This is a genomic window from Legionella israelensis, assembly GCF_004571175.1.
In the GTDB taxonomy this organism is placed as follows: Bacteria; Pseudomonadota; Gammaproteobacteria; order Legionellales; family Legionellaceae; genus Legionella_D; species Legionella_D israelensis.
In genome coordinates this window covers 2,879,257-2,901,806 of sequence record NZ_CP038273.1, presented here as the reverse complement: position 1 = coordinate 2,901,806, position 22,550 = coordinate 2,879,257, and the positions used below count along the sequence as shown (strand labels likewise).

Below are 22,550 nucleotides of genomic sequence, written 5' to 3'. Positions count from 1 at the left end.
CATCTTTCCATTTTTATTCAGTGCTTATAACATAAGCACTTATGCTTTTTTTTGCTCAAACAAATGACTTAAATTAATGGAGAACAGCTTCTGTATCTGCTCATCATTCTTTGATAAAACCGGTATCCAATTAGAGGCATAAGATGTTTTTAAGTTCTGTAATTCTTCCACAGAAGGTAAGCGATAGGGTAATAGCTGGCTTAATTGGTAAAGACTGATTTGATTTAAATCCCGGCTCAGCATGTAAACATCTTCTTCAGTCGAGTGAATTATTTTTTTCTCGGTTAATTTTTTTATCATCTCATCTACTTTAATCTCATAAGGCTGCTGACTGGCATCTATCAATTGAGAAACTTCCAATCCTTTTCCTTCCTGCTGAGCCTCCCATAGAAGATTGAGCCATAATAAAGCATGAGAAAAGCCATCAATCGGTTTTCCAGTTCTTCTCTGATAGTGTACAGACAAGGCATAACTGATTTCAGCTCCCAGTAAAGTAATGATCCAAACCCAATAAACCCATACAAAAAAAATGGGCACAGAGGCAAAAGCACCATACAATAATTGATAAGTATTGTATTGAGTCAGGTAATAGGCAAAGCCAAGTTTTGCTGTTTCAAACAAAACAGCAGCCACCAGTGCTCCGCAAAAACCATGTATGATTTTCACTTTACAATTCGGTACAATAACGTATAAAAAAGTAAAAGCAAATAAGGAAAGAAAGAAGGGAATAGAGTTGATTAAAATAGATGGGGCTTGCTGATCTTTTACGATAGGAATGGACACCACGTAAGAAGTGGCTGCAAGACTCAATCCTAACAGTACAGGAGCCAGTGACAGGATTGCCCAATACAATAAAAAAGCCGTGACGCCATGTCTTGGTGTGGTCACTCGCCAGATTTTATTCATCGCTCTTTCAATAGTCACCATTAACAATATGGCTGTGACAAAAAGAAACGCCACACCAACAATCGATAACCTGGACACTTGAGCGGTAAAAAGTTGTAAATATTCCTGAATAACTTTTCCTGTGGCTGGTACGAAATTCTGAAAAATAAAGTCTTGTATTGGATCTGATAAATCCTGAAATACAGGAAAGGAAGCAAGAATGGAAAGACTCACTGACATCAAAGGCACAATAGCAAGCAAACTGGTAAAAGCAAGGGCTGAGGCTCGGTAAGTGCAATCATCCTCAAAAAAATGATCATAAACAAAACGCATAAAACGCTTACTATCATTAAATGTCTGAGAAACCTTATCTTGCCATTTCATAATGATGTTCCTGGTTTTTAAAGATTTAAAAAACATATCTGGTTAGCGCATACCTAATATTTTTTAACTCTGGCGCGTCAAATTTGTAGAAGTCAGAGCAAATTTGCGGCCAGAAAGTGTAAGATGACCTATCCAAAACTGGCTCGTATAAAAGCTTTTTTCGTTTAGCGGTCATTATTTAACCGTTCTTTCACGTAAACCGGTAGCAATAGGGCTGACACCAATGTTTGGATTAACACCACAATCATCAAGGATTTTAAGCAGATTATTTCCCTTACGCGTTAAGCGCTTGACACAATACTCCTCAAGGTAACTGTCCAAAACATATTTATAATCCGGTAAGGTCAGAATACTTAAAATCTTCTCGGCTCGCAGCATATGATGAGGGTTTCCATAATCACAGGATTGAAACAAAACAGCACCAAGCATCGCTGCATAACTTGCTTTACGAATGTCATTCAACACATAAAAGCGCTGAATACATTCATCCAGTGCACGATCCTGATCCCATTCGACCCATTCATCATATAAATTTAAAGCCGCCTGCGGATTAAATTCCTCAATGTTTTGAATCTCCTGGATTGCATAAGCCACAGGTACGACAGCCTGCACATTTGCCCAGGAACAATTGCCGGTAATTTGTGATGTCATGGGTATTTTTTCCATCGGCAACAATCCCAATTGTTGATTAATCACATGATGGAAATAACGTCGACTTTGTTTCTTATATAAGAAATCCTGCAAAAAATTAACGTTCAGAACGTCAGGACGCGTTATACGATAGATGTTTACCGAGCCTTCCGTTAAACTGTTTTCCCCCCTGTCAATCTTCGCCCACCATTGATGATAACGCACAAAACAAAAAGCATGTCCCCTGCTTGCTGCTGGAAAAATTAGTAATGGTGAGCGCAGCAATTGCTCCAGGCGTTTAATTTCCTTATCCGTAAATATTGAAACATGCTGAAGTTGCAGAAATTCAGCAGCAATGGCAAAAGCATCCATAATTTCATAGACAAGTGGAAAAGCATGGCGCAAATGACGAGTAGAATAACTGCTGGTAAACCGTCTTAAGGAATCTTTTATGACTGCAACTGTGAATTCCAGTATAAAACCTTCGTAATCGAGTTCAATGAATTCACCTTCCGCATTAACGATATCAACATCTCCCTGAAGTTCATAACGATGCCCTAACAGCTTTCCCTGGATGAAATCAAGGGCAAAATCCAATTTTGCTCCATGTTGATACAATAAATGTTTTAATTGATCCTGTCCCCGCAACACTGGATAAACCAAAACGGACAAACCGGCTCTTGTATAAGCATTGGGATTTGCTCCATGTTTCAACAATAATTTGCACAAAGTCATATCGTGATTATCAACAGCCCAATGCAAAGGTGTACGTCCTGCAACATCGGTTTTGTTTACATCAACGCCTAATTTAAGCAATTCTTCTGCAATATCCGGCTGCCTTGTAATGGCACATTCAATTAAAGGGGTAAATCCATATTCATCAATATCGTCCAGAGATTCACCTTGCCTAATATAACGATCAAAATCAGGCATTCGGCGACCGATAATGTCATTTGCAATGGTCATTATGGACCTCTAGGCTTGGGCGCAGTCGTGAATTTAGGCATATTGCCCAGACGCAATTGTTTTTCCATTTCCTGTTCTCTTCTTTGATTATCAAATTCACGACGAGCTTCGGTATTAAGAGGCGGCTCGGGATTCACAGAAGGATCATAACCATCATAAGTCTGCTTATCTAAATAAGGATGTTGTAACGGACTATTTTCCACATCAGCATCCAGATCTTGCTGACTCTGCTCCTCATTACCATGTTCACGAGCATTAACGCGAGCTCTTTTGCGATGACCTTCCTGCTCCATCAAACGTCTTTGACGTTCCATTGATTTGGTTTCATCCACCAAATAAGATGCATCGCCATGGCCTGGGGGCAGGCGGTCAGGAATACCAGTACCACCCTCACTATCATCAGTGGTTTCAGTGCCACTGTCAGTAGTATCGATGTCACTGTCAAGGATATCAGAGCCGGGATTAATTATATCGTTACCGGAACGCTTTCTTCTCTTCTTCATATCTAAAAGTATAATTTATATAATGGCAGTATTCCAAAATATTAAGAACAACGGACTTAGCTGGCAAGATGATAGCTGAAGAAAAAATCATGCCGAAAAAATTCGTCTTGTCTTTGATTCAGAAGAAAGATAGATGCCAACTTCATCGGCAATGAGTAATTATTTAAGCGATGACAAATTATAAATAGTCCTGATATAAAATTTCGGCAATCTGTACAGCATTTGTAGCCGCACCTTTGCGAATATTATCTGCAACGACCCATAAATCAAGTCCACAGGGATGAGAAATATCCTGACGAATGCGCCCTACGTATACCTCATCATGGCCCGCAGCATTTTTTATGGGTGTTGGATAACCGTTTTTTGCAGGATTATCAACCAGCTTCACACCGGGGGCACCCTGTAAAATTTTACGCGCTTTGGCAACAGTCAAAGGTGATCTCAGTTCAAGATGTATCGCCTCAGAATGACCATAAAGCACAGGTACCCGTACCGCTGTAGGGTTCACTAAAATGGTATCATCTTCCATGATCTTATGGGTTTCCCATACCATTTTCATCTCTTCGCGAGTGTAACCGTTCTCTTCAAATTGATCGATATGAGGTAAGACATTAAAAGCAATTTGCTCAGGATAAACTTCCGCCTTAATGGGTCTGCCATTTAAAAGTTCCCCAAGCTGGTGAATCAGTTCACTGATGGCTTTATTACCTGTCCCTGAAACAGCCTGATAAGTAGCTACATTGATACGATGAATTCCTGCGGCATCATGCAAGGGCTTTAAGGCAACCAACATTTGAATCGTTGAGCAATTGGGGTTTGCAATGATATTGCGATGGGTAAATTCTGCAATTTTATGAGCATTCACTTCCGGCACGACTAAAGGAACATCATCATCGTAGCGAAAACAGGAGGTATTATCGATTACTACACATCCTGCAGCTGCAGCTTTCGGCGCGTACTCTTTTGAAACTGAACCACCGGCAGAAAATAAAGCAATATCTACTCCGCTAAAATCAAAATCGGCCAGATCCAATACATCCAGCTCCTGACCATAGAACATGACTGTTTTTTCTACTGAGCGTGCACTGGCTAAAGGATATAACGTTTCAACAGGAAACTGTCGTTCCTGCAGTACTGTCAGCAAAGTCTGGCCAACGGCACCGGTGACACCCGCAATAGCAACATTCAAACGTCTGTTCATTCTTAGCCTCAATTCTGATTTCCAGAGTTCCAATAAATAACTCATATTACGCAGCTTTGTCCTTGGACGGATTTGAAATTCCAAAATGCGTCCAAGTCTTCTAAAAAATACTGTGCTACATAATATGGGGGAATAAAACAACCAATATTTTCAACGATTACCGTGCTCTATAGTAATTATCTTTAATACATTAAACAACAGGTCAGCAAAACATCTATAAATTTTGTGCCTTATGGCGCAAATAAAGGTCCATAAGCACAAGTGCCATCATCGCTTCAGCAATGGGAACAGCCCTGATTCCCACACAAGGGTCATGCCGCCCCTTAGTGATAATCGTTTCATTCTCACCTTTAATATTGACGGTTTGTCCAGGTATGGTAATGCTTGAAGTTGGTTTTAAGGCAATACTGACTTCAATATCTTGGCCTGTAGATATGCCTCCTAAAATACCACCGGCATGATTTGATAAAAATCCTTTTTCACTTGTCATTTCATCTCGGTGCTTACTACCCAATTGGCTGACTGAATCAAAACCAGCGCCAATTTCTACACCTTTGACAGCATTAATGGACATCATGGCATAGGCCAGTAAGGCATCCAGTTTGTCAAAAACCGGATCACCCAATCCAACCGGAACATTTTTGGCAATGACTTTCAGACGAGCGCCTACCGAGTCACCTTTTCGCCGCAATTGATCAATATATTGAGCGCATTCTGCAGGTTGATAGCTGTTAGGACAAAAAAAAGCGTTCTTGTTTATCTCTTCTTCATTTTCAAAATTCAATAGTAAATCACCGATTTGCTGCAAATAAGCAAAAATATCAATCTGCAAGATCTGTTTAAGATACAATTGGGCGATGGCACCGGCAGCCACGCGAGCCGCCGTTTCACGAGCGGAAGACCGTCCCCCACCCCTGTAATCACGAACTCCGTACTTGTGGTGATAAGTGAAATCCGCATGGCCTGGTCTGAATAAGTCTTTAATATTCTCATAATCTCTGGAACGCTGATCACTGTTGTGTATTAACAAAGCAATGGGAGTCCCCGTCGTTTTTCCTTCAAAAACCCCTGAAAGGATTTCTACTTTATCATCTTCCCTTCTTTGTGTGGTGTATTTTGACTGGCCAGGTTTCCGTTTATCAAGAAATGGCTGTATATCTTCTGCATCTAGACGCAAACCAGGAGGACAGCCATCAACTATGCAACCTATAGCTGGCCCATGACTTTCTCCAAAAGAGGTCACTGTAAATAATTTACCAAAGGTATTTCCCGCCATTAACGACTCGTAAAATAATCAGTTAACTGTTGAGAGCTTAGTACAAAGACACCATGCCCGCCATGTTCAAATTCAAGCCAGGTAAAGGGTATATTTGGAAAAGTCCGTTGTACAAGCTCATCGCTATTTCCAACTTCTATAACCAATATCCCTTTTTCACTCAGGTAACGGCTGGCATTTTGTAAAAGGTTTTCTACAATAGCCAATCCATTGTTTTCTGCTTGTAATGCCATGGTCGGCTCATAAGTATATTCTTTCGGCAAAGATGCCATTTCAGCACGTCCGACATATGGAGGATTACTGACAATGATGTCATATTTTACTTCTGGCACATTCTCAAAACAATTTGATTTTATCAGGCTTAGCTGCTCTTCGAGAGCATGATATTCCATATTAAGCTGCGCCACATCCAAAGCATCAGATGAAATATCTACTGCATCAACAGTGGCTTTTGGAAAAGCATAGCAGCAGGCAACAGCAATACAACCGCTTCCTGTGCACATGTCCAAAATGCGATGAACATTTTCTGCAGCAATCCAGGGAGAAAATTGATGTGTGATTAATTCAGCAATTGGAGAACGCGGAATCAATACCCGCTCGTCTACATAAAAAGGTAATTCACAAAAATAAGCCTGACGAATTAAATAAGGAACCGGAATGCGTTGATTAATGCGCTTTTCCATTTGCGTATATAACTGTTTTTTTTCTTTCGTCACTAAACTGGTATTTAACAAAGATGGATCAATATCATATGGCAGGCATAAACTACCAAGAATCAATTGCCGTATATCATCCCAGGCATTATCTGTACCATGACCATAAAATAATTCTTTCTGGTTCGCCCAGGAATATCCAAAACGCAAGAAATCATTAATGGTTTTGAGTTCCAGGCAATCCTTTTCTATAAAATCAGTCATTCGCTTCTCTTATTGTCTATATTTGAAATCTTATAAACTAAAATTTTCACCAAGATAAATGTTTCTTACCTGCTGATTTGCCAGAATATCTTTCGGTGAACCTTCGCAAAGGATTTTACCCTGACTGACAATATAGGCTCGCTGACAAATATCCAGTGTTTCCCTGACATTATGATCCGTAATCAAAATTCCAATACCTTTATTACATAAATGAGAAATAATTTTCTTGATATCAATCACAGAAATAGGATCAACACCGGCAAAAGGTTCGTCGAGAAGAATAAATGCCGGTTCAATGGCCAATGCCCTGGCAATTTCCACTCGCCGCCTTTCACCACCTGATAAAGACATACCCAGGCTATCAACAATATGGCTGATGTTAAATTCATGCAATAGTTGTTCGAGCTTCTCAGTTCTCTGTTGGGGGGTCAGTTTTTTTCTCAATTGTAGAATGGCAAGAATATTCTCCTTTACCGTCAATTTACGAAAAACGGAGGCTTCCTGAGGTAAATATCCTATACCCATCCGGGCTCTTACATCCATGGGCTGTTGAGTGATATCCTGTTCTCCTATGAGAATTTGTCCTTCGTCACAGGACTGCAAACCAACGATCATGTAAAAGCAGGTGGTTTTGCCTGCTCCGTTAGGCCCTAGTAAACCAATACAGTCCCCCTGCCGTACCCTGAGGCTGATATCATTAACTACGGCACGTTTTTTGAATGATTTTTTAAGATGTCTTGCTTCTAACGCTATCATAGTGCGGCTTTCATTTTCTTGTCTGGATAAATAACAATGGTTGTCCTTGTCTGCCCGTCGCTTTCTGAGACAACGCGCTGCTTTAAAGTATCGTAACTTATGGTTGCTGCTGAAAAAGAATTTTTCCCCTGTACAATGCGAGCATGGCCTGTCAAGGTAATCAGATGCTTTAAAGGATAATAATAAATGGTGTCGGCATAGGCATGCAGCTGTGGCTTGGCAGGATCCGTGAGGGTCCAATAATGTGCCTGGTTTTTTTCATCCCCTTTTGCAATAGCAACTATTAACTGGTTTTTTTCATTTCCCTGGGTAATGGCCTGTGCTGCATGTAAATGCGTAGTTCCCTGTACAAATTGCACATGTCCATTAAATTCTCCCTTATGTTCCTGCTGGTTAAGATTAGCTGAGTCAGCTACAACGTTCATGACTTTTTCACGATCAGAGGGCAGCCCATAAAGTGCATGGCTTATACTGAGCAGAATCATCATTTTAACCACGTGCCGGAGCATATTGTCCTCGAGCCTGATGTAATAATTCTACTCTTTTTTCAGCTAAATAAGCATTCATTCCAATGGATTGAATCAGAGTACCTGGCTGTTCAAACGTTACCAATAAAGAAGTCGTGGCTTTTTTACTTTCTGGAAAATAAGTTATCTCTTCTGTTCTTAAGGTGCTTTCCTGCGCATGCTTGTCCCTATTTTGATGAATAATCACGTTATTGCTGAAAGTAATTTGTTTACCACGATTTAAGGCAACCGCTTTTTCAGATTGAATGTACCAGGCCGGTTGATTGATTTGAGTAATCACAATGTCAGGCTTTTCCAGAAAATGAGTGTCATTTTGGGGAATATGGCTTAGTAACGGTGTTTGCAGCTGATTAACCAATTGGCCATTTTCACCAAACTGCCGTACAGTTAATTGATGAATAACCGCATCAGGTATTGTAGCCAATGCATGATCATCCAGTTTATGAGTAATATTTGTACGAGCAAAATACCAGCCTGAATAAGCCAATAAAGCGAGTAACAGAAATAACCATGTGGCCTGCTTTGCTGCATTCATTGTTTCAAGTACTCATTAAGGGCGGAATCCATTTTACCTTGTGCATTTAAAATTAAATCACAAACCTCTCGTACCGCACCTTTTCCCCCGCATTGTTCCGTCTGCCAATCCGCAAATTCCTTAAGTTGTCTGACGGCATTTGCAACTGCCACACCCAGCCCGACTTGTTGAATAATCGGAAGATCAGGTAAATCATCACCAATATAAGCAAACTGCTGATCGGCCAAATGAAGCGTTTCTTTGATTTTTTGATAAGCTTCTCGTTTATCAACCTGACCGGTATAATATAGTTTAATTCCCAACTGCTTCATCCGATGATCGATAACGGTATTGCGAGAAGTAGTAATAACAGCCACTTCTATTCCGGCAGCCATCAACAACTTCAACCCCATACCGTCCTGAACTTGGAAGGCCTTCAGTTCATTACCAAAATTATCAATAAACAAAAGACCATCCGTTAACACGCCGTCTACATCAGATATCAGGCATTTGATTTGTCTTGCTTTTTCTATTAACTCATTCATATCAGTTCCAATCTAAAAAACCCCAGCCCGTAATAAATCATGTAAATGCAATACACCATAAGGACGATTTTCCATATCCACGATCACTAATGAGGTAATATTGTGTTTCTGCATAAGGGAAACGGCTTCAGCAGCCAGAGCACCTTTTTCAATCGTATAGCAACTTGGCTTTATGACCTCTTTTAATAGAGTGGTGTTAATATTGATTTGCTGTGTTAATGTGCGCCGCACATCTCCATCTGTATACACCCCTACTAAAAAGCCATGTTTGTCAACGACACAGGTCATGCCCAGTTTTTTGGCTGTTACTTCAATAAGGGCATCGCTGATTGTAGAATCTTCTCTGACAATGGGTAATTCATCGCCGGTATGATACAGTTCATCAATGCGCAGTAACAAACGCTTGCCCAGTGCCCCGCCAGGGTGGGATAAAGCAAAATCCTCAGCACTGAATCCGCGTGCCTGTAACAGCGAAATAGCGAGGGCATCACCCATTACAAGGGCAACCGTTGTACTGGTCGTTGGGGCTAAACCTAAAGGACAGGCTTCCTGTTTTATACTAACGTCCAGGTGCACATCGGAAGATTTCGCTAATATAGAATCCTTATTTCCTGTCAATGAAATCAAGGGAACTTCCAGACGTTTTAAAATGGGGAGAAGCGTAATTAACTCTTGTGTATTTCCCGAATTAGAGAGTGCAAGAACCACATCCTGTCGGGTAATCATGCCCAAATCTCCGTGGCTGGCTTCACCAGGATGCATAAAAAAAGCAGGGCTTCCTGTGCTGGATAGTGTGGCGGCAATTTTATTGGCTATATGGCCGGACTTCCCCATACCGGTAACCACGATACGCCCTTTACAAGTCAGTAATAACTTACAGGCTGCCTCGAAACGAGCATCGATACGTTGAGTTAATTCGAAAACAGCTTGTGCTTCCGTTTCAATAACCGCAAGTCCAAGAGTGCAGAAATTCATAGGCATTAATGACTATTCGCAAAATACACAAGTTTATCATAATACTAACATGAATGTCGCTAATTGAATAATTCCTTTTCATTATTTATCATTCCCTCATTCATTGAATTTTCTTTGCTGCGGATCATTTTTGCACTTCAAATTTCACAATTTTTTTAGAACCGGTATATACTTCAAATTCTAATGTCTAAATGTCTAATGGAAACTATTTTATGCCAGAAAACTGGGTTGAAATACGCAATCTAACCTTTAATAGAGGTTCGCAGACGATTTTTGATAATATCAATATGTCGTTTGCGAAAGGCAAAATTACTGCCATTATGGGACCCAGCGGCAGCGGTAAAACTACTTTACTACGATTAATCGGTGCGCAATTATACCCTGACTTTGGACATATACTGGTTAATCATAAGAACATCCATCAATTATCACGTGGAGAACTTTATACTATCCGGCAAAAAATGGGACTCTTATTTCAAAACAGCGCCTTATTCACCCATTTATCGGTATTCGAAAACATAGCCTTTCCCTTACGTGAACACAGCAACCTCAATGAGTCCATGCTGCGCGATATAGTATTGATGAAACTTGAAGCCGTAGGTCTGCGCGGTGCGGCCCATCTCATGCCAGATGAACTTTCAGGAGGCATGGCAAGACGAGTTGCCTTGGCTCGGGCGATTGCTCTTGATCCAGAACTTATCATGTACGATGAACCTTTTACAGGCCAGGATCCGATTTCCATGGGTGTGTTAGTCCGGTTAATAAAACGGCTAAATCAGCTACTGGGAATCACTACCATTATTGTGTCTCATGATGTCAATGAAACCTGCAGTATCGCCGATTACATTTATCTGATAGCCGGAGGAAAGATCATTGGTGAGGGAAGACCTGAAGAACTTATACAATCAGAAGAACCGCAAGTGAAACAATTTATGCATGGCGAATCGGATGGTGTTGTTCCCTTCCACTATCCAGCAAGACCCTATATAGAGGAGTTAATGGATGCTTGATATAATTGCTCGTTTTGGCCAATGGGGTTTTAATCTTCTCCAGAACATCGGTCATTCCGGAATGTTTCTTCTTCTCATGCTTCTCAGAAAACCTAAAATTAAAAAATTATGGCCTGAGATATGCAGACAATTGCATTTTGTTGGTGTACTGTCATGTCTCATCATTGTAGTATCTGCGCTTTTCATTGGAATGGTTGTTGGTTTGCAGGGTTACAATACACTGCAAAAATTCGGCGCAGACAGTCAGCTCGGACAGTTACTGGCGTTAAGTATTACCAGAGAACTGGGGCCTGTGATCAGTGCCTTATTATTCGCCGGCAGAGCGGGATCTGCACTTACCGCCGAGATTGGTTTAATGAAAGCGACAGAACAGTTATCCAGCATGGATATGATGGGTGTTGATCCGTTATCCCGTGTGATTTACCCCCGTTTTATGGCCGGATTGATCGCATTGCCGGTTTTAACTTTAATTTTTTCCGCAATAGCAGTGTATGGTGGTTATTTTATAGGAGTGCAATGGCTTGGTGTTGATGCCGGAAGTTTCTGGTCTAATATGCAAGCTGCAGTAAATTTTCGTATTGATGTATTAAGCGGTATCATAAAAAGCCTTGTGTTTGCATTTGTGGTAACCTGGATCGCAGTATATCAAGGTTTCGAGTGTATACCCACGGCTGAAGGAATAAGTCAATCAACGACCAAAACAGTGGTTTATTCCTCACTGGCCATTTTGGGACTTGATTTCTTGTTGACGGCTATGATGATTGGAGGTTGGTAAAATGAAAAAGCAGCGCTATTTTGATATCAGCGTGGGGCTATTTATGCTGCTCGGGTTATTGTCCTTATTGATTATGGCTATGAAAGTCAGCGGTATTTCAAATCTGATATCCACTGATCATTATACGGTAACGGCTGATTTTACAGATATTGGTGGATTAAGGGTACGAGCGCCTGTTACCATTGCGGGTGTAAAAATTGGTGAAGTCACAAACATTGAATTGCAGCCAGAAGAATTAAATGCGAAAGTTAGCATGTCACTGAGAAAAGACAAAAAAATACCCTACGAAGATGTTTCGGCACGTATTTTGACTGAAGGGTTACTTGGCTCCAATTATATCAGTATCGTTCCGGGTTTTGAGGAAAATAACAACGATCATCCCTATCTCAGAGATGGGGACGTCATAGCCAAAACTCAGCAAGCGATTATTTTAGAAAATTTAATCGGTCAACTCATATTTAATATAAAAAAATAGGTGAAATTATGAAACCATTAAAATCCATAGTTCTGCTTCTATGCTTAACGTTTACATCATTGGGATGGTCACAAACATCACCTTTACCAATGTTAGAAAATGCGGCGAACCAAATCATCAACACTCTCAAAAAAAACAAAATTGGATTAAAATCCAATTCAGATATTATATACCAGGCTGTTCGTGCACATTTGTTGCCTATTGTAGATGTGCAAGGTATGTCTCGCTCGGTCCTTGGCCGCCAAGCATGGAGAAAAGCAACCACCGCTGAAAAAAAAGAATTTGCCAAAGAGTTCACTCAATTAGTCATTCGCACTTATGCCAGCCCTCTTGCTGAGTACACGGATGAGTCTGTAAAATTTTTGCCCATAAGAGGCAATCTTAATCATCGTTTTCTGCGGGTTAATTCCATTATTATTCGTTCAAATGGCCAGAATATTCCGTTAAATTACAGCCTCGTCTCTAAAAATGGTCAATGGAAAATTTATGATATGAGTGTGGAAGGCGTCAGTCTCTTACAAAGTTTTCGTTCCCAATTTGCCCAAGCCTTACAATACTCCAGTATCAAGGCACTTATTCAGGAAATGAAGCAGCATAATCAAAAGGCTGGATGATGAATAACCCAGCTTACAAACTGACTACTGCCTTGACTTTTGAGACCGTCGTTGCTGTCCGTGAGAATTTATTTCAGCATATTCTTTCTCACCACAACAATGCAATCTACCTTGATCTAAGCGGGGTAAAACATTGTGACAGCGCAGGTCTTGCCTTGCTTATTGATGTCAAAAAATTTTGTCAAAAACATGATAGACAGTTGATGCTAACCGGTGTTTCAAAAGAAACACAAAGCCTGGCAGAATTTTGTGGCATCCATGATCTGTTGATATAACACCAAACTGATCTATATTTTAGTAGTGAGCCTTAAATATGTTAAGTAATGAAGAACTGGAAAACCAGCTGAACAAATTAGATGAAGTACATAAGGCTATTGTAGAAGGTGATGGCTATCATTACCATCTCACGATTATTTCCAACGCTTTTGTTGGAAAGTCGCGCGTTGCAAGACAACAATGGGTCTATGCGCAATTAAAGGATTACATAACCACTGGCAGCCTGCATGCTATTAGCATGAAGACACTGACCGAAGAAGAATGGAGAGAGCAACATGGATAAGTTACTCATTAATGGTGGCAGGGCACTGCACGGTGAAGTGGTTATCTCCGGCGCGAAAAATGCAGCACTCCCTATCATGGCAGCCACATTATTGTCCACGGATAACGTCACTATTGCCAATGTCCCTCATCTTAAAGACGTTACGACTATGATGGAGCTTTTAGGACAATTTGGCGCGCAACTTGTGGTCGATGAAAAAATGAATGTTCAGATCGACACAAGTCAAGTGAATGAATTTGTTGCTCCCTACGAATTGGTTAAAACCATGCGGGCTTCTATTCTTGTACTTGGTCCTATGCTCAGCCGGTTCGGCCAGGCAGATGTATCATTACCAGGCGGATGTGCTATAGGAACACGGCCGGTCGATTTGCATTTAAAAGCACTTAAACTGATGGGAGCTGATATTACCGTAAAAAACGGCTATATCAAAGCAAGATGTAAAAAAGGTCGACTGCAAGGCAAAACCATCATGTTTGATACCGTAACCGTCACAGGAACCGAGAATATTCTGATGGCTGCTGTGCTTGCTCAGGGTAAAACCATCATTAAAAATGCTGCTCGTGAGCCTGAAGTGGTCGATCTTGCCAATTTCCTTATCCAAATGGGTGCGAATATCACAGGCGCAGGCTCAACAACCATTGAAATTGAAGGCGTAGACACACTTCGAAGCTGCAATTATACCGTTATGCCAGACCGCATAGAAGCCGGGACATACCTGACCGCTGGCGCTTTAACTCGTGGCCATGTAACGGTTCGGAAAGTAAAACCGGATTCTCTGCTGTCTTTACTGTGTAAATTTGAAGAAGCTGGAGCTGATCTGACCATAGGTGAAGACTGGATCAGCTTGAACATGCACAACACAAGGCCAGAACCTGTGAATATATCCACTGCTCCCTATCCGGGATTTCCTACGGATATGCAAGCACAATTTATGGCCATGAATTCTATTGCCAACGGTTCATCGACAATCACGGAAACCATTTTCGAAAACCGCTTTATGCATGTCCAGGAATTACAGCGCATGGGAGCACAAATCAAATTAAACGGCAACACAGCATTCATTAACGGTACTGAGAAGCTCACGGGAGCTCCTGTGATGGCAACCGACTTACGTGCATCAGCCGGCCTGATTCTTGCCGGTCTTGCCGCAGAATGCGAAACAGTCGTTGAGCGCGTTTATCATGTGGACCGTGGCTATGAAAGAATTGAAGAAAAATTGTCCATGCTAAACGCTGATATCAAAAGGATTTCCGTATAGTGATAGACAGAGACGTACTGAAAAACTATCTGCATACCCTGCTCTGCTGTGAAGATTTTGCCGATTATTCTCCAAACGGCATGCAAATAGAAGGTAAACCACAGATTAACAAAATCTGCACAGCAGTTACTGCATCCAAAGAAGTAATTGCTCAGGCTATTGAGGAAAGTGCGGATGCAATTATTGTCCATCATGGCTATTTCTGGAAAGGAGAAGAGCTCGTCATTACTGGGATGAAGTATCAAAGAATCAAGGCCATCATGAATCATAACATTAGCCTTTTTGCATATCATTTACCTCTTGATTGTCATCCGGAATACGGAAATAATGTCCGTCTTGGCAGGCTCTTGAATATTTATGAATGTCAACAACACAATGCCGGCAAAATCAGGAATCTTTTATGGTCGGGTGTTTTATCGGAGGCTATCAATACAGAGCAATTCCGAAAACAACTAAACCAGAAACTGCAGCGAGAACCTCTGCACGTCACCGCTCACGATAAACCCATTCGACGAATTGCATGGTGTACGGGTGCTGCACAGGACTTTATTATCGATGCCGCTCAGTTAGGGGCTGATGCCTACATCAGTGGAGAAATATCGGAAAGAACCTATTATCAGGCGCTCGAGCTTGGAATTCATTATTTTTCCTGTGGTCATCATGCCACCGAACGATATGGTGTACAAGCCCTTGGCCAGCATCTTGCTGAAAGCTTTGCCCTTGAGCATCAGTATATAGAAACGAACAATCCAGTATAAGAATTTGGATCAATAAATCATAATGATTTAACATAAGAAAATTGAAGTCAATGGATTATAATCATGATCAATATCCGCGCTTTTATCATTATTAAGCTTGTATTTTGTTTACTCCTGAATCAAGCTTTTGCTGTTTCAAACAAGCAAATAGCCACACGAAACTTCTGGCATCCCATGTATCATGGCGGACGGTTAGCCTATTGCATGTTGAACCAAACCTGCTGTGGAAAGCCTGTTGCCGATCGGTATTGTAAATCCATGGGCTACGATTATGCCAGCCAACAGATCATTGCTCACAATATAGGTTTAACCCACTACATTTCCACAAAAGCACGCTGCAAAGGATGGCGATGCAACGGTTTTGTAACTATAGCTTGCGTTAAAAAAATCCCCCATACGCCCGATCAAACCTACCATTACAGTAAGAAAAAGTTTGTCTATCCTCGCTATAATAATTATCGAGTTGACTGGTGTTACGGCGAACATACAGGTTGCGGGCTAAAAGCCGCCAAATCTTTTTGTAGACGGCTAGGATATATGGAAGCAAGGCAATTTAAACGTGAAAAAGCCATCCATGCCAGCAAAACCATTGGCTCGCAAAAATTGTGTTTTGGCCCGTCCTGTGATGGTTTTAAGTATATTGTATGCAGTCGCTAACATTTTAATGCCCAATGAGCATTTATCTGATCGAGAAAAGGCAGCCTGTTTAATTCATTTTCACATTTTTCTCACCTTTTTTGACTGATTTATGACAGCTCATAAAGTGTTTTGTCATGAATTTGACAGTCCGCAGATCATTGGTCGATACTTTAAGGTAAGTAAGTTCACTTATGGATAAGTAATGGGCGTTAAGCGTTTTATTTATATTATCGACAATGACATACAACGTGCTGAAAAATTACGTACAATATGTCGTTTTATTGGTGAAAATACAGAGGTCAGCCGTTATTCAGATGAGCTGGAGCAAAAAAATAAAAAACCAGAAGTCTTAATCTTGGGTGCTGACAAATCCCAAAGTGCCACACTTGATGAGCTCGAACTGACCATAAAGCAATATCCCGAAACTCCTGTTATTTTAATCGATGACAATTTAAGCACGACAGCCTCGGCAAAATACAATATTGTATTCTCGTTGAGCTTCCCCTTTACCTACGTTCAAATGCTTGAAGCCTTACATCAATGCCAAATGGCCAGAACCTCTAGAAAAGCCGTTATAGAGAATCAGAAAAAAACCCCCTTATTTCGCAGTCTGGTCGGTATGAGCGATGCTATATGTGAGGTAAGGACACTTATAGAGCAAGTGGCTGATACAAACGCCAGTGTATTGGTGCTAGGAGAATCTGGCACAGGAAAAGAAGTGATTGCCAGAAACATCCATGCTTTGTCTTCTCGATCAGCCAAGCCTTTTATCCCAATCAATTGCGGAGCTATACCTGCAGAGCTACTTGAAAGTGAGCTATTTGGACATGAAAAAGGCGCTTTTACGGGCGCCATCACCTCCCGGCAAGGGCGATTTGAACTGGCGAATGGTGGAACCTTGTTTCTAGATGAAATCGGTGATATGCCCTTATTCATGCAGGTTAAATTATTAAGAGTACTGCAAGAGCATTGCTTTGAACGGGTAGGCAGCAATAAAAGTATAGAGGTTAATGTCCGTATCATTGCTGCAACACACCGTAATTTGGAGGAGGCCATCAAAGAAGGTAAATTTAGAGAAGATCTATATTATCGACTGAATGTCTTTCCTATCAGAATGCCTCCACTTCGCGAAAGAAAAAAAGACATTCCCTTATTATTTAATGAGCTCATTTCAAGACTTGAAGGGAATGGACGACCCATTGTCCATTTAATGCCCAAAGCATTTGATGCGCTTTCTGAATATCATTGGCCAGGTAATGTCCGGGAATTAGCCAACCTTGTGGAGCGATTATCTATTCTCCATCCGAATGGTATTATTGATGAATCAGATCTACCCAAACGTTTCAGAAGCAAATACTCAAGCGCTTATAAAAAAGAAAATATACAGCCCGAAAATGAGCATGAAGAGTTGCTCAAAATGATCAGCCAAGAGTTAGATACAACTTCGGAAGGAATTGATTTAAAAGAACATTTAATTAAAACAGAGCTGGCCTTAATTAATCAGGCACTTGATGAATCCGATTGGGTTGTAGCTCATGCTGCTAATTTCCTCAACATGAGGCGTACAACATTGGTAGAGAAAATGCGCAAATATGGCCTGTCTCGGCCAGAAAGAGCTTAGAGCTTGCACAAGAAAATTAGGTATAAAAGCGTTCGCAAAAATGAAACATTCTGCTTAAAATACTTATTTTCTATCCTCTTTATTTTTTCATGATAGTGTTAATCGATAATTATGACTCTTTTACTTATAATCTGGTGCAATATTTCCAGTGCCTTGGGCAAAAAATTACCGTATATAAAAACGATGCCATCAGTAATAAAGATATTGAACAGCTTAATCCACAGTATATCGTTATTTCTCCAGGCCCTAAAACACCTGATGATGCAGGTATATCTCTCGATGTCATCAAAACCTTCCATAACAAAATACCTATACTGGGGATCTGTTTAGGTCATCAGTGCCTGGCACAGGCATTCGGTGGAAAAATCATTCAGGCACCTGAAATTATTCATGGAAAGACATCGAGCATTCAACATAATTATCAAAAATTGTTTCACGGTATCCCTAATTTATTTGAAGCCACACGTTACCATTCCCTGGCAGCTGATGTTACTACCCTTCCGTCCTGTTTTAATATCGATGCATGGTCTGGTGAAACGATCATGGCGATTTCACATCGCGTGTATCCATTGTTTGGATTGCAATTTCACCCTGAAGCTATCCTTAGTGAACATGGTTTAACTCTTTTAAGCCATTTTCTTCAGCAAAAACCAAACATTTCAACAAACTCTAAAATATTCTCTGACTAACTCATGTCACCAGCACAGTATGTTTTAGAAAGATGAAAAAAAGATGAAGCTACGTAACATGAGCGATTAAGCCATTTCCAATCGAAAACCTTCATAATACCCTTCTTCTGGTTCAGGAAGTTTCGCTTTATGATTTAGTTTTATTTCTTTTTTTAAAAAGCTTTCAACCTGCTTAATGGTTTTTTTATCCAATTCGCAATCTATATTCATTTGCACATCATTTTCTAATTGGAATGTTCCGGAAAGAAACCCCTCATTTGTTAATTGAAATTGGCGACGAATAGGAACCGCAGCGATAATATCTTCAGAGGATATGTTTTTTGTCACTATTTCTTCTATATACATGAGCATAGCTTCTTTTATATCCATGTTGCTTATTTTTTCTGCGTGCAATATGTTCTGAATATGGTGTTCAAGCTTTTTAGCGCTTAAATGTGAATTGGCTTTTTTAAAGGCCTTTACCACCTCTTCCTTGCTGGTAGATGCATTCAGAAGACTGCTGACAACGCCTTGCATATGAACATCATAACCTTCCCTCAGATACACTGCATAGATGTAAGTGTTATCTCTTGTAAAGTCCTCATCTACCTCAGAAGGAATAGGAAAAAGTGCAGCCGTTTTAAATCTCTTGGAGACAGAAACCAGCTGATGAGATTCGAAGGGGCTGTAAATGCCTTTTTTAATATCTTTTATTTCATCGTCTGAGGCAACTACTAAACGATTTTTTTTATGTGAAAAAAGTATTTTAGCTAACCAGCCTTCATAAACAAATTCATTTAAGTTTGAAAATTCCTGGACTAAATCAAAAGAAGCATCACTTGCTACCAACTCACGAATATCTTCCACCGCTTTTATGAATTTTTTTGGCTCAAAAGGTTGGGTTTGTATGTGCTCTTTATAAATTTGTTTTATTTTATCAAAAAGTCTTTCGCTGATGACCTCTCTCTTTTCAAAACCAGTATTAAATATTGTTTTGGGTTTGCGATCATCGCCACGAAAACAAATCCGTCCAATCGGTGACATTTGCATTTTAGAATAATTAACGGTTCTTGAGGTTTCTATATTCAGGGGTTGGATATGGCCTAAAGGTTATGTCCGTAAACTGCTGTAAATTCAGGTTGACTTTTTAGGAGTGGAGTCATCGCTAAAATTCGGTACTATTGAGTTGTGAAAAACAATAACTATCGAAGGAGATTAGCGATGACGGATTACAATATTACAGTTGGAAAGGAATTGCTTCCAGAACTTTTATCAAGCCAGGATGGGCTCGCAAAGCTTGTTGAAGGTGTATTGAATCAGGTATTGGAGGCACAGGTGTCAGAAAGTCTGGGAGCAGACAAGCATGAACGTTCAGGTGAACGTATAGGCTATCGTAACGGTTACCGTCCAAGACAACTATACACTCGTGTGGGACCAGTCACTCTTCAAGTGCCGCAGACACGTGATGGCTCTTTTTCTACCGATATTTTTAAGCGCTATCAACGCAGTGAGCAGGCTTTTGTATTGGCTCTGATGGAAATGGTTGTTAATGGCGTATCAACCAGAAAAGTTAATAACATTACTGAAGAACTTTGCGGTGCTAGTTTTTCAAAGTCAACCGTCAGTCAACTGTGTTCTGGTCTTGATGCAAGAGTCAGAGCCTTCAACGAGCGTCGGTTTGATGGTGACAACTACCCATTTATCATGGTTGATGCGATGTTTATCAAGTGTCGTGATGGTGACAGAGTCGTGTCTCGAGCAGCCTTGACCATCTCGGGTATCAGAAGTGATGGCTACCGTGAAATACTGGGCCTTCGCATTGGTGACACTGAGAGCTATGCTACATGGGATGAAGCGTTTAAATGGCTAAAATCTCGTGGGCTAAAAGGCGTGATGTATGTTGTGTCAGACCAGCATGCAGGGCTTGTGGAAGCGGCTAGAAAGCACTTTCAAGGTGCAACCTGGCAACGATGCCAAGTTCACTTGATGCGCAACATCCTCGGGCACTGCTCTGTCAGACACCGCAAAGATGTTGCTGAAAAGGCAAAGCTTGTTTTTCAGGCACCTGATATGGAAGAAGCCAGGCGTAGACGCGATGATTTTATTGATGCCTTTGAGAAAAAAGCACCAAAATCAGTTACCTGCCTTGAGGAGGCTTTTGACGATGCCATGGTAGTTATGGCGTTGCCGGAGAAATACAGGAAGCGACTTCGCACCACCAACATGCAAGAGCGAATTAACGAGGAAATCAGGCGCCGAGAACGAGTGATAAGGATATTTCCTAATGATGATTCTGCATGGCGGCTGATTGGCGCTTTATTAGCTGAACAAAACGAGCAGTGGCAATCAAGGCGTTATCTTAATATGGACGAATTTAATGACTGGCTGGCTGAGAATGAAGCCGGAAAGTCTAATGTTGTAGGGATGAATGCTTTGACTAAATAACGTACTAACTTGATAGGCTGAATTAATGGGAATTTACAGCACTTTTTGGACTTGACCGGCCTAAAATTTTTTCAGTGCTGGATGGCATAACTTCGTCTCGCAAAATCAATAATTGTGCAAATATGAAACTATTTTGCCTTATTTTGCTTAAATGAACATTAAATAAGCTTTTTTTCTTAAAAACTCATATTATGCAGCACAGTATTTTTTAGAAGATTTGGACGCATTTTGGAATTTTAAAGCGCAGTTTACATGGAGTAAATGAGCATTTGAAATTCCAAAATGCGTCCAAAGAGGCAAAAAAGACAAAACTGCGTTACATGAGTTAAAAATTATTGCTGCGAAGATGTCGAGTAAGCCTAATTCCAGGTGAAAATAAATAATATAGAGACTTACCTAAAAAATAGTTTTAATTGAATTAGTTTCGACTTAATCTGACATAACCACTTGAAAAGGTGAGAGTTTCCGGTTTTGATAGAAGTGCAAACTTTAACAAAACCAAAAGGAAAACTCTCATGATAGATAATAACGTTAAAATTATTAAACACAAAGTTGGCTTACTAAATTTAGCTGAAGAATTAGGCAATGTATCGAAAGCCTGTAAGGTAATGGGTTTATCACGAGACACCTTCTATCGTTATAAATCAGCGGTAGAATCTGGTGGGGTAGATGCCTTATTTGATAAGTCACGAAGGCAACCTAATCACAAGAACCGTGTTGACGATTCTATAGAGCAAGCGGTAAAAGAGTACGCCATAGAATATCCAGCTCATGGTCAACTACGCACCAGTAATGAGTTGCGTAAGAAAGGGATTTTTGTATCCCCTAGTGGCGTTCGCAGCGTCTGGCTTAGGCATAATTTAGCTAACTTTAAAGACCGTTTGAAGGCACTTGAAGCCAAAGTAGCATCAGAGGGCATTATTCTCACAGAAGCACAAATTGCAGCTTTGGAGAAGAAGAAGTTTGATGATGAGGCTTGCGGCGAAATTGAAACAGCACATCCTGGCTATCTTGGTTCCCAAGATACATTCTATGTGGGAACTATCAAAGGAGTTGGCCGCATTTATCAGCAGACTTTTGTTGATACTTATAGCAAAGTGGCATTTGCCAAGCTCTATACAACAAAAACGCCTATTACATCAGCAGATCTCCTTAACGACAAGGTCTTGCCGTTCTTTGAGCAGCAGCAGTTACCTATGCTGCGTGTTTTAACTGACCGGGGTACAGAGTATTGTGGGAAAGTAGAACAGCATGACTATCAGCTTTATTTAGCTATTAACAACATTGATCACACGAAAACTAAAGCACAATCACCGCAAACAAACGGTATTTGTGAGCGTTTCCACAAAACGATTTTGCAGGAGTTTTATCAAATCACATTCCGTAAGAAAGTTTACGATGACATGGATGAACTGCAAAAAGATCTGGACGTATGGCTTCATTATTATAATAATGAGCGCACCCATCAAGGCAAAATGTGCTGTGGACGTACTCCAATGCAAACATTGATTGATGGCAAACAAATCTGGAAGGAAAAATTGATAGGCTGAATTTGACCTGACAGACACTTCTGAAAAACCGGTAACTGTCAGATCAAGTTTGAACTACTACATTTTAATGCATCATTACAAAAACTCTCATTGAACGAC

At 40.6% G+C, this 22,550-nt stretch carries 23 protein-coding genes and 2 pseudogenes; 13 read left to right on the top strand and 12 right to left on the bottom strand.

Annotated features, from left to right (window positions below; translation table 11 throughout):
• Positions 1-39: 39 nt before the first annotated feature.
• The 11 genes and pseudogenes from E4T55_RS13420 to E4T55_RS13370 form a co-directional block, all read right to left on the bottom strand.
• Entirely contained in the window at positions 40-1,269 is a 1,230-nt protein-coding gene (locus tag E4T55_RS13420) for a virulence factor BrkB family protein (protein WP_058500932.1), read from the bottom strand.
• 174 nt (positions 1,270-1,443) lie between these two features.
• Positions 1,444-2,865: a Dot/Icm T4SS effector AnkH/LegA3 gene (ankH, locus tag E4T55_RS13415; RefSeq protein WP_058500933.1), complete on the bottom strand. Its 1,422-nt coding sequence runs from the start codon at positions 2,863-2,865 to the stop codon at positions 1,444-1,446.
• A pseudogene (locus E4T55_RS13410) lies at positions 2,865-3,242 on the bottom strand (Smr/MutS family protein); the annotation flags it as partial. The gene ankH and the pseudogene E4T55_RS13410, both read right to left, overlap by 1 nt.
• Positions 3,243-3,546: 304 nt before the next feature.
• Positions 3,547-4,569 carry an aspartate-semialdehyde dehydrogenase gene (locus tag E4T55_RS13405; RefSeq protein WP_058500935.1) on the bottom strand — a complete coding sequence of 341 codons (1,023 nt, stop codon included), beginning with the start codon at positions 4,567-4,569 and terminating at the stop codon, positions 3,547-3,549.
• 214 nt (positions 4,570-4,783) lie between these two features.
• Positions 4,784-5,845: a chorismate synthase gene (gene aroC / locus E4T55_RS13400; protein WP_058500936.1), complete on the bottom strand. Its 1,062-nt coding sequence runs from the start codon at positions 5,843-5,845 to the stop codon at positions 4,784-4,786.
• Positions 5,845-6,762, bottom strand: a complete 918-nt coding sequence (gene prmB, locus E4T55_RS13395) for a 50S ribosomal protein L3 N(5)-glutamine methyltransferase (protein WP_058500937.1) — start codon at positions 6,760-6,762, stop codon at positions 5,845-5,847. Before prmB ends, aroC begins: the two co-directional genes overlap by 1 nt.
• Positions 6,763-6,792: 30 nt before the next feature.
• The gene (gene lptB / locus E4T55_RS13390) at positions 6,793-7,518 is read right to left on the bottom strand and encodes an LPS export ABC transporter ATP-binding protein (RefSeq protein ID WP_058500938.1); all 726 of its coding nucleotides are present in this window, start codon (positions 7,516-7,518) and stop codon (positions 6,793-6,795) included.
• A complete protein-coding gene (gene lptA, locus E4T55_RS13385; protein ID WP_394367492.1) occupies positions 7,515-8,006 on the bottom strand; it encodes a lipopolysaccharide transport periplasmic protein LptA in 492 nt (163 codons plus the stop codon). The genes lptB and lptA overlap by 4 nt, the downstream gene beginning before the upstream one ends.
• 1 nt (position 8,007) lies before the next feature.
• Complete coding sequence (lptC, locus tag E4T55_RS13380) at positions 8,008-8,580, bottom strand: LPS export ABC transporter periplasmic protein LptC (protein ID WP_058500940.1); 573 nt, start codon at positions 8,578-8,580, stop codon at positions 8,008-8,010.
• A complete protein-coding gene (locus E4T55_RS13375; protein ID WP_058500941.1) occupies positions 8,577-9,104 on the bottom strand; it encodes a KdsC family phosphatase in 528 nt (175 codons plus the stop codon). Before E4T55_RS13375 ends, lptC begins: the two co-directional genes overlap by 4 nt.
• Positions 9,105-9,116: 12 nt before the next feature.
• Complete coding sequence (locus tag E4T55_RS13370) at positions 9,117-10,079, bottom strand: KpsF/GutQ family sugar-phosphate isomerase (RefSeq protein ID WP_058500954.1); 963 nt, start codon at positions 10,077-10,079, stop codon at positions 9,117-9,119.
• A 212-nt stretch (positions 10,080-10,291) separates the two neighbouring features.
• On the opposite strand from E4T55_RS13370, the gene E4T55_RS13365 reads away from it, so the two are divergent.
• From E4T55_RS13365 to E4T55_RS13315, 11 genes are all read left to right on the top strand, one after another.
• A complete protein-coding gene (locus E4T55_RS13365; protein WP_058500942.1) occupies positions 10,292-11,089 on the top strand; it encodes an ATP-binding cassette domain-containing protein in 798 nt (265 codons plus the stop codon).
• Positions 11,082-11,864: a lipid asymmetry maintenance ABC transporter permease subunit MlaE gene (gene mlaE / locus E4T55_RS13360; protein ID WP_058500943.1), complete on the top strand. Its 783-nt coding sequence runs from the start codon at positions 11,082-11,084 to the stop codon at positions 11,862-11,864. The genes E4T55_RS13365 and mlaE overlap by 8 nt, the downstream gene beginning before the upstream one ends.
• 1 nt (position 11,865) lies before the next feature.
• The gene (gene mlaD / locus E4T55_RS13355; protein WP_058500944.1) at positions 11,866-12,339 is read left to right on the top strand and encodes an outer membrane lipid asymmetry maintenance protein MlaD; all 474 of its coding nucleotides are present in this window, start codon (positions 11,866-11,868) and stop codon (positions 12,337-12,339) included.
• Positions 12,340-12,347: 8 nt separating this feature from the next.
• Positions 12,348-12,953: an MlaC/ttg2D family ABC transporter substrate-binding protein gene (locus tag E4T55_RS13350; RefSeq protein WP_058500945.1), complete on the top strand. Its 606-nt coding sequence runs from the start codon at positions 12,348-12,350 to the stop codon at positions 12,951-12,953.
• Positions 12,950-13,228 carry an STAS domain-containing protein gene (locus E4T55_RS13345; RefSeq protein WP_082636471.1) on the top strand — a complete coding sequence of 93 codons (279 nt, stop codon included), beginning with the start codon at positions 12,950-12,952 and terminating at the stop codon, positions 13,226-13,228. Before E4T55_RS13350 ends, E4T55_RS13345 begins: the two co-directional genes overlap by 4 nt.
• 38 nt (positions 13,229-13,266) lie before the next feature.
• The gene (locus tag E4T55_RS13340) at positions 13,267-13,512 is read left to right on the top strand and encodes a BolA family protein (RefSeq protein ID WP_058500946.1); all 246 of its coding nucleotides are present in this window, start codon (positions 13,267-13,269) and stop codon (positions 13,510-13,512) included.
• Positions 13,505-14,770 (top strand): UDP-N-acetylglucosamine 1-carboxyvinyltransferase, encoded by a 1,266-nt coding sequence (murA, locus tag E4T55_RS13335; RefSeq protein ID WP_058500947.1) that lies wholly within the window; start codon positions 13,505-13,507, stop codon positions 14,768-14,770. Before E4T55_RS13340 ends, murA begins: the two co-directional genes overlap by 8 nt.
• A complete protein-coding gene (locus E4T55_RS13330) occupies positions 14,770-15,528 on the top strand; it encodes a Nif3-like dinuclear metal center hexameric protein (RefSeq protein WP_082636472.1) in 759 nt (252 codons plus the stop codon). Before murA ends, E4T55_RS13330 begins: the two co-directional genes overlap by 1 nt.
• 63 nt (positions 15,529-15,591) lie before the next feature.
• On the top strand, positions 15,592-16,185 hold the full coding sequence (locus tag E4T55_RS13325; RefSeq protein WP_058500948.1) for a hypothetical protein: 594 nt from the start codon (positions 15,592-15,594) through the stop codon (positions 16,183-16,185).
• Positions 16,186-16,369: 184 nt separating this feature from the next.
• Entirely contained in the window at positions 16,370-17,788 is a 1,419-nt protein-coding gene (locus tag E4T55_RS13320) for a sigma-54 dependent transcriptional regulator (RefSeq protein WP_058500949.1), read from the top strand.
• 89 nt (positions 17,789-17,877) lie between these two features.
• Positions 17,878-18,477 (top strand): anthranilate synthase component II, encoded by a 600-nt coding sequence (locus E4T55_RS13315; protein ID WP_058500950.1) that lies wholly within the window; start codon positions 17,878-17,880, stop codon positions 18,475-18,477.
• A 66-nt stretch (positions 18,478-18,543) separates the two neighbouring features.
• Here the strand turns inward: E4T55_RS13315 and E4T55_RS13310 are convergent, their stop codons facing one another.
• Positions 18,544-19,506 (bottom strand): hypothetical protein, encoded by a 963-nt coding sequence (locus E4T55_RS13310; protein ID WP_058500951.1) that lies wholly within the window; start codon positions 19,504-19,506, stop codon positions 18,544-18,546.
• 171 nt (positions 19,507-19,677) lie between these two features.
• Between E4T55_RS13310 and E4T55_RS13305 the strand changes: the two genes are divergently transcribed.
• Complete coding sequence (locus E4T55_RS13305) at positions 19,678-20,901, top strand: IS256 family transposase (protein WP_115325208.1); 1,224 nt, start codon at positions 19,678-19,680, stop codon at positions 20,899-20,901.
• A 515-nt stretch (positions 20,902-21,416) separates the two neighbouring features.
• Positions 21,417-22,545 (top strand): annotated as a pseudogene (locus E4T55_RS13300) (IS481 family transposase).
• The last annotated feature ends 5 nt before the right edge of the window (positions 22,546-22,550 follow it).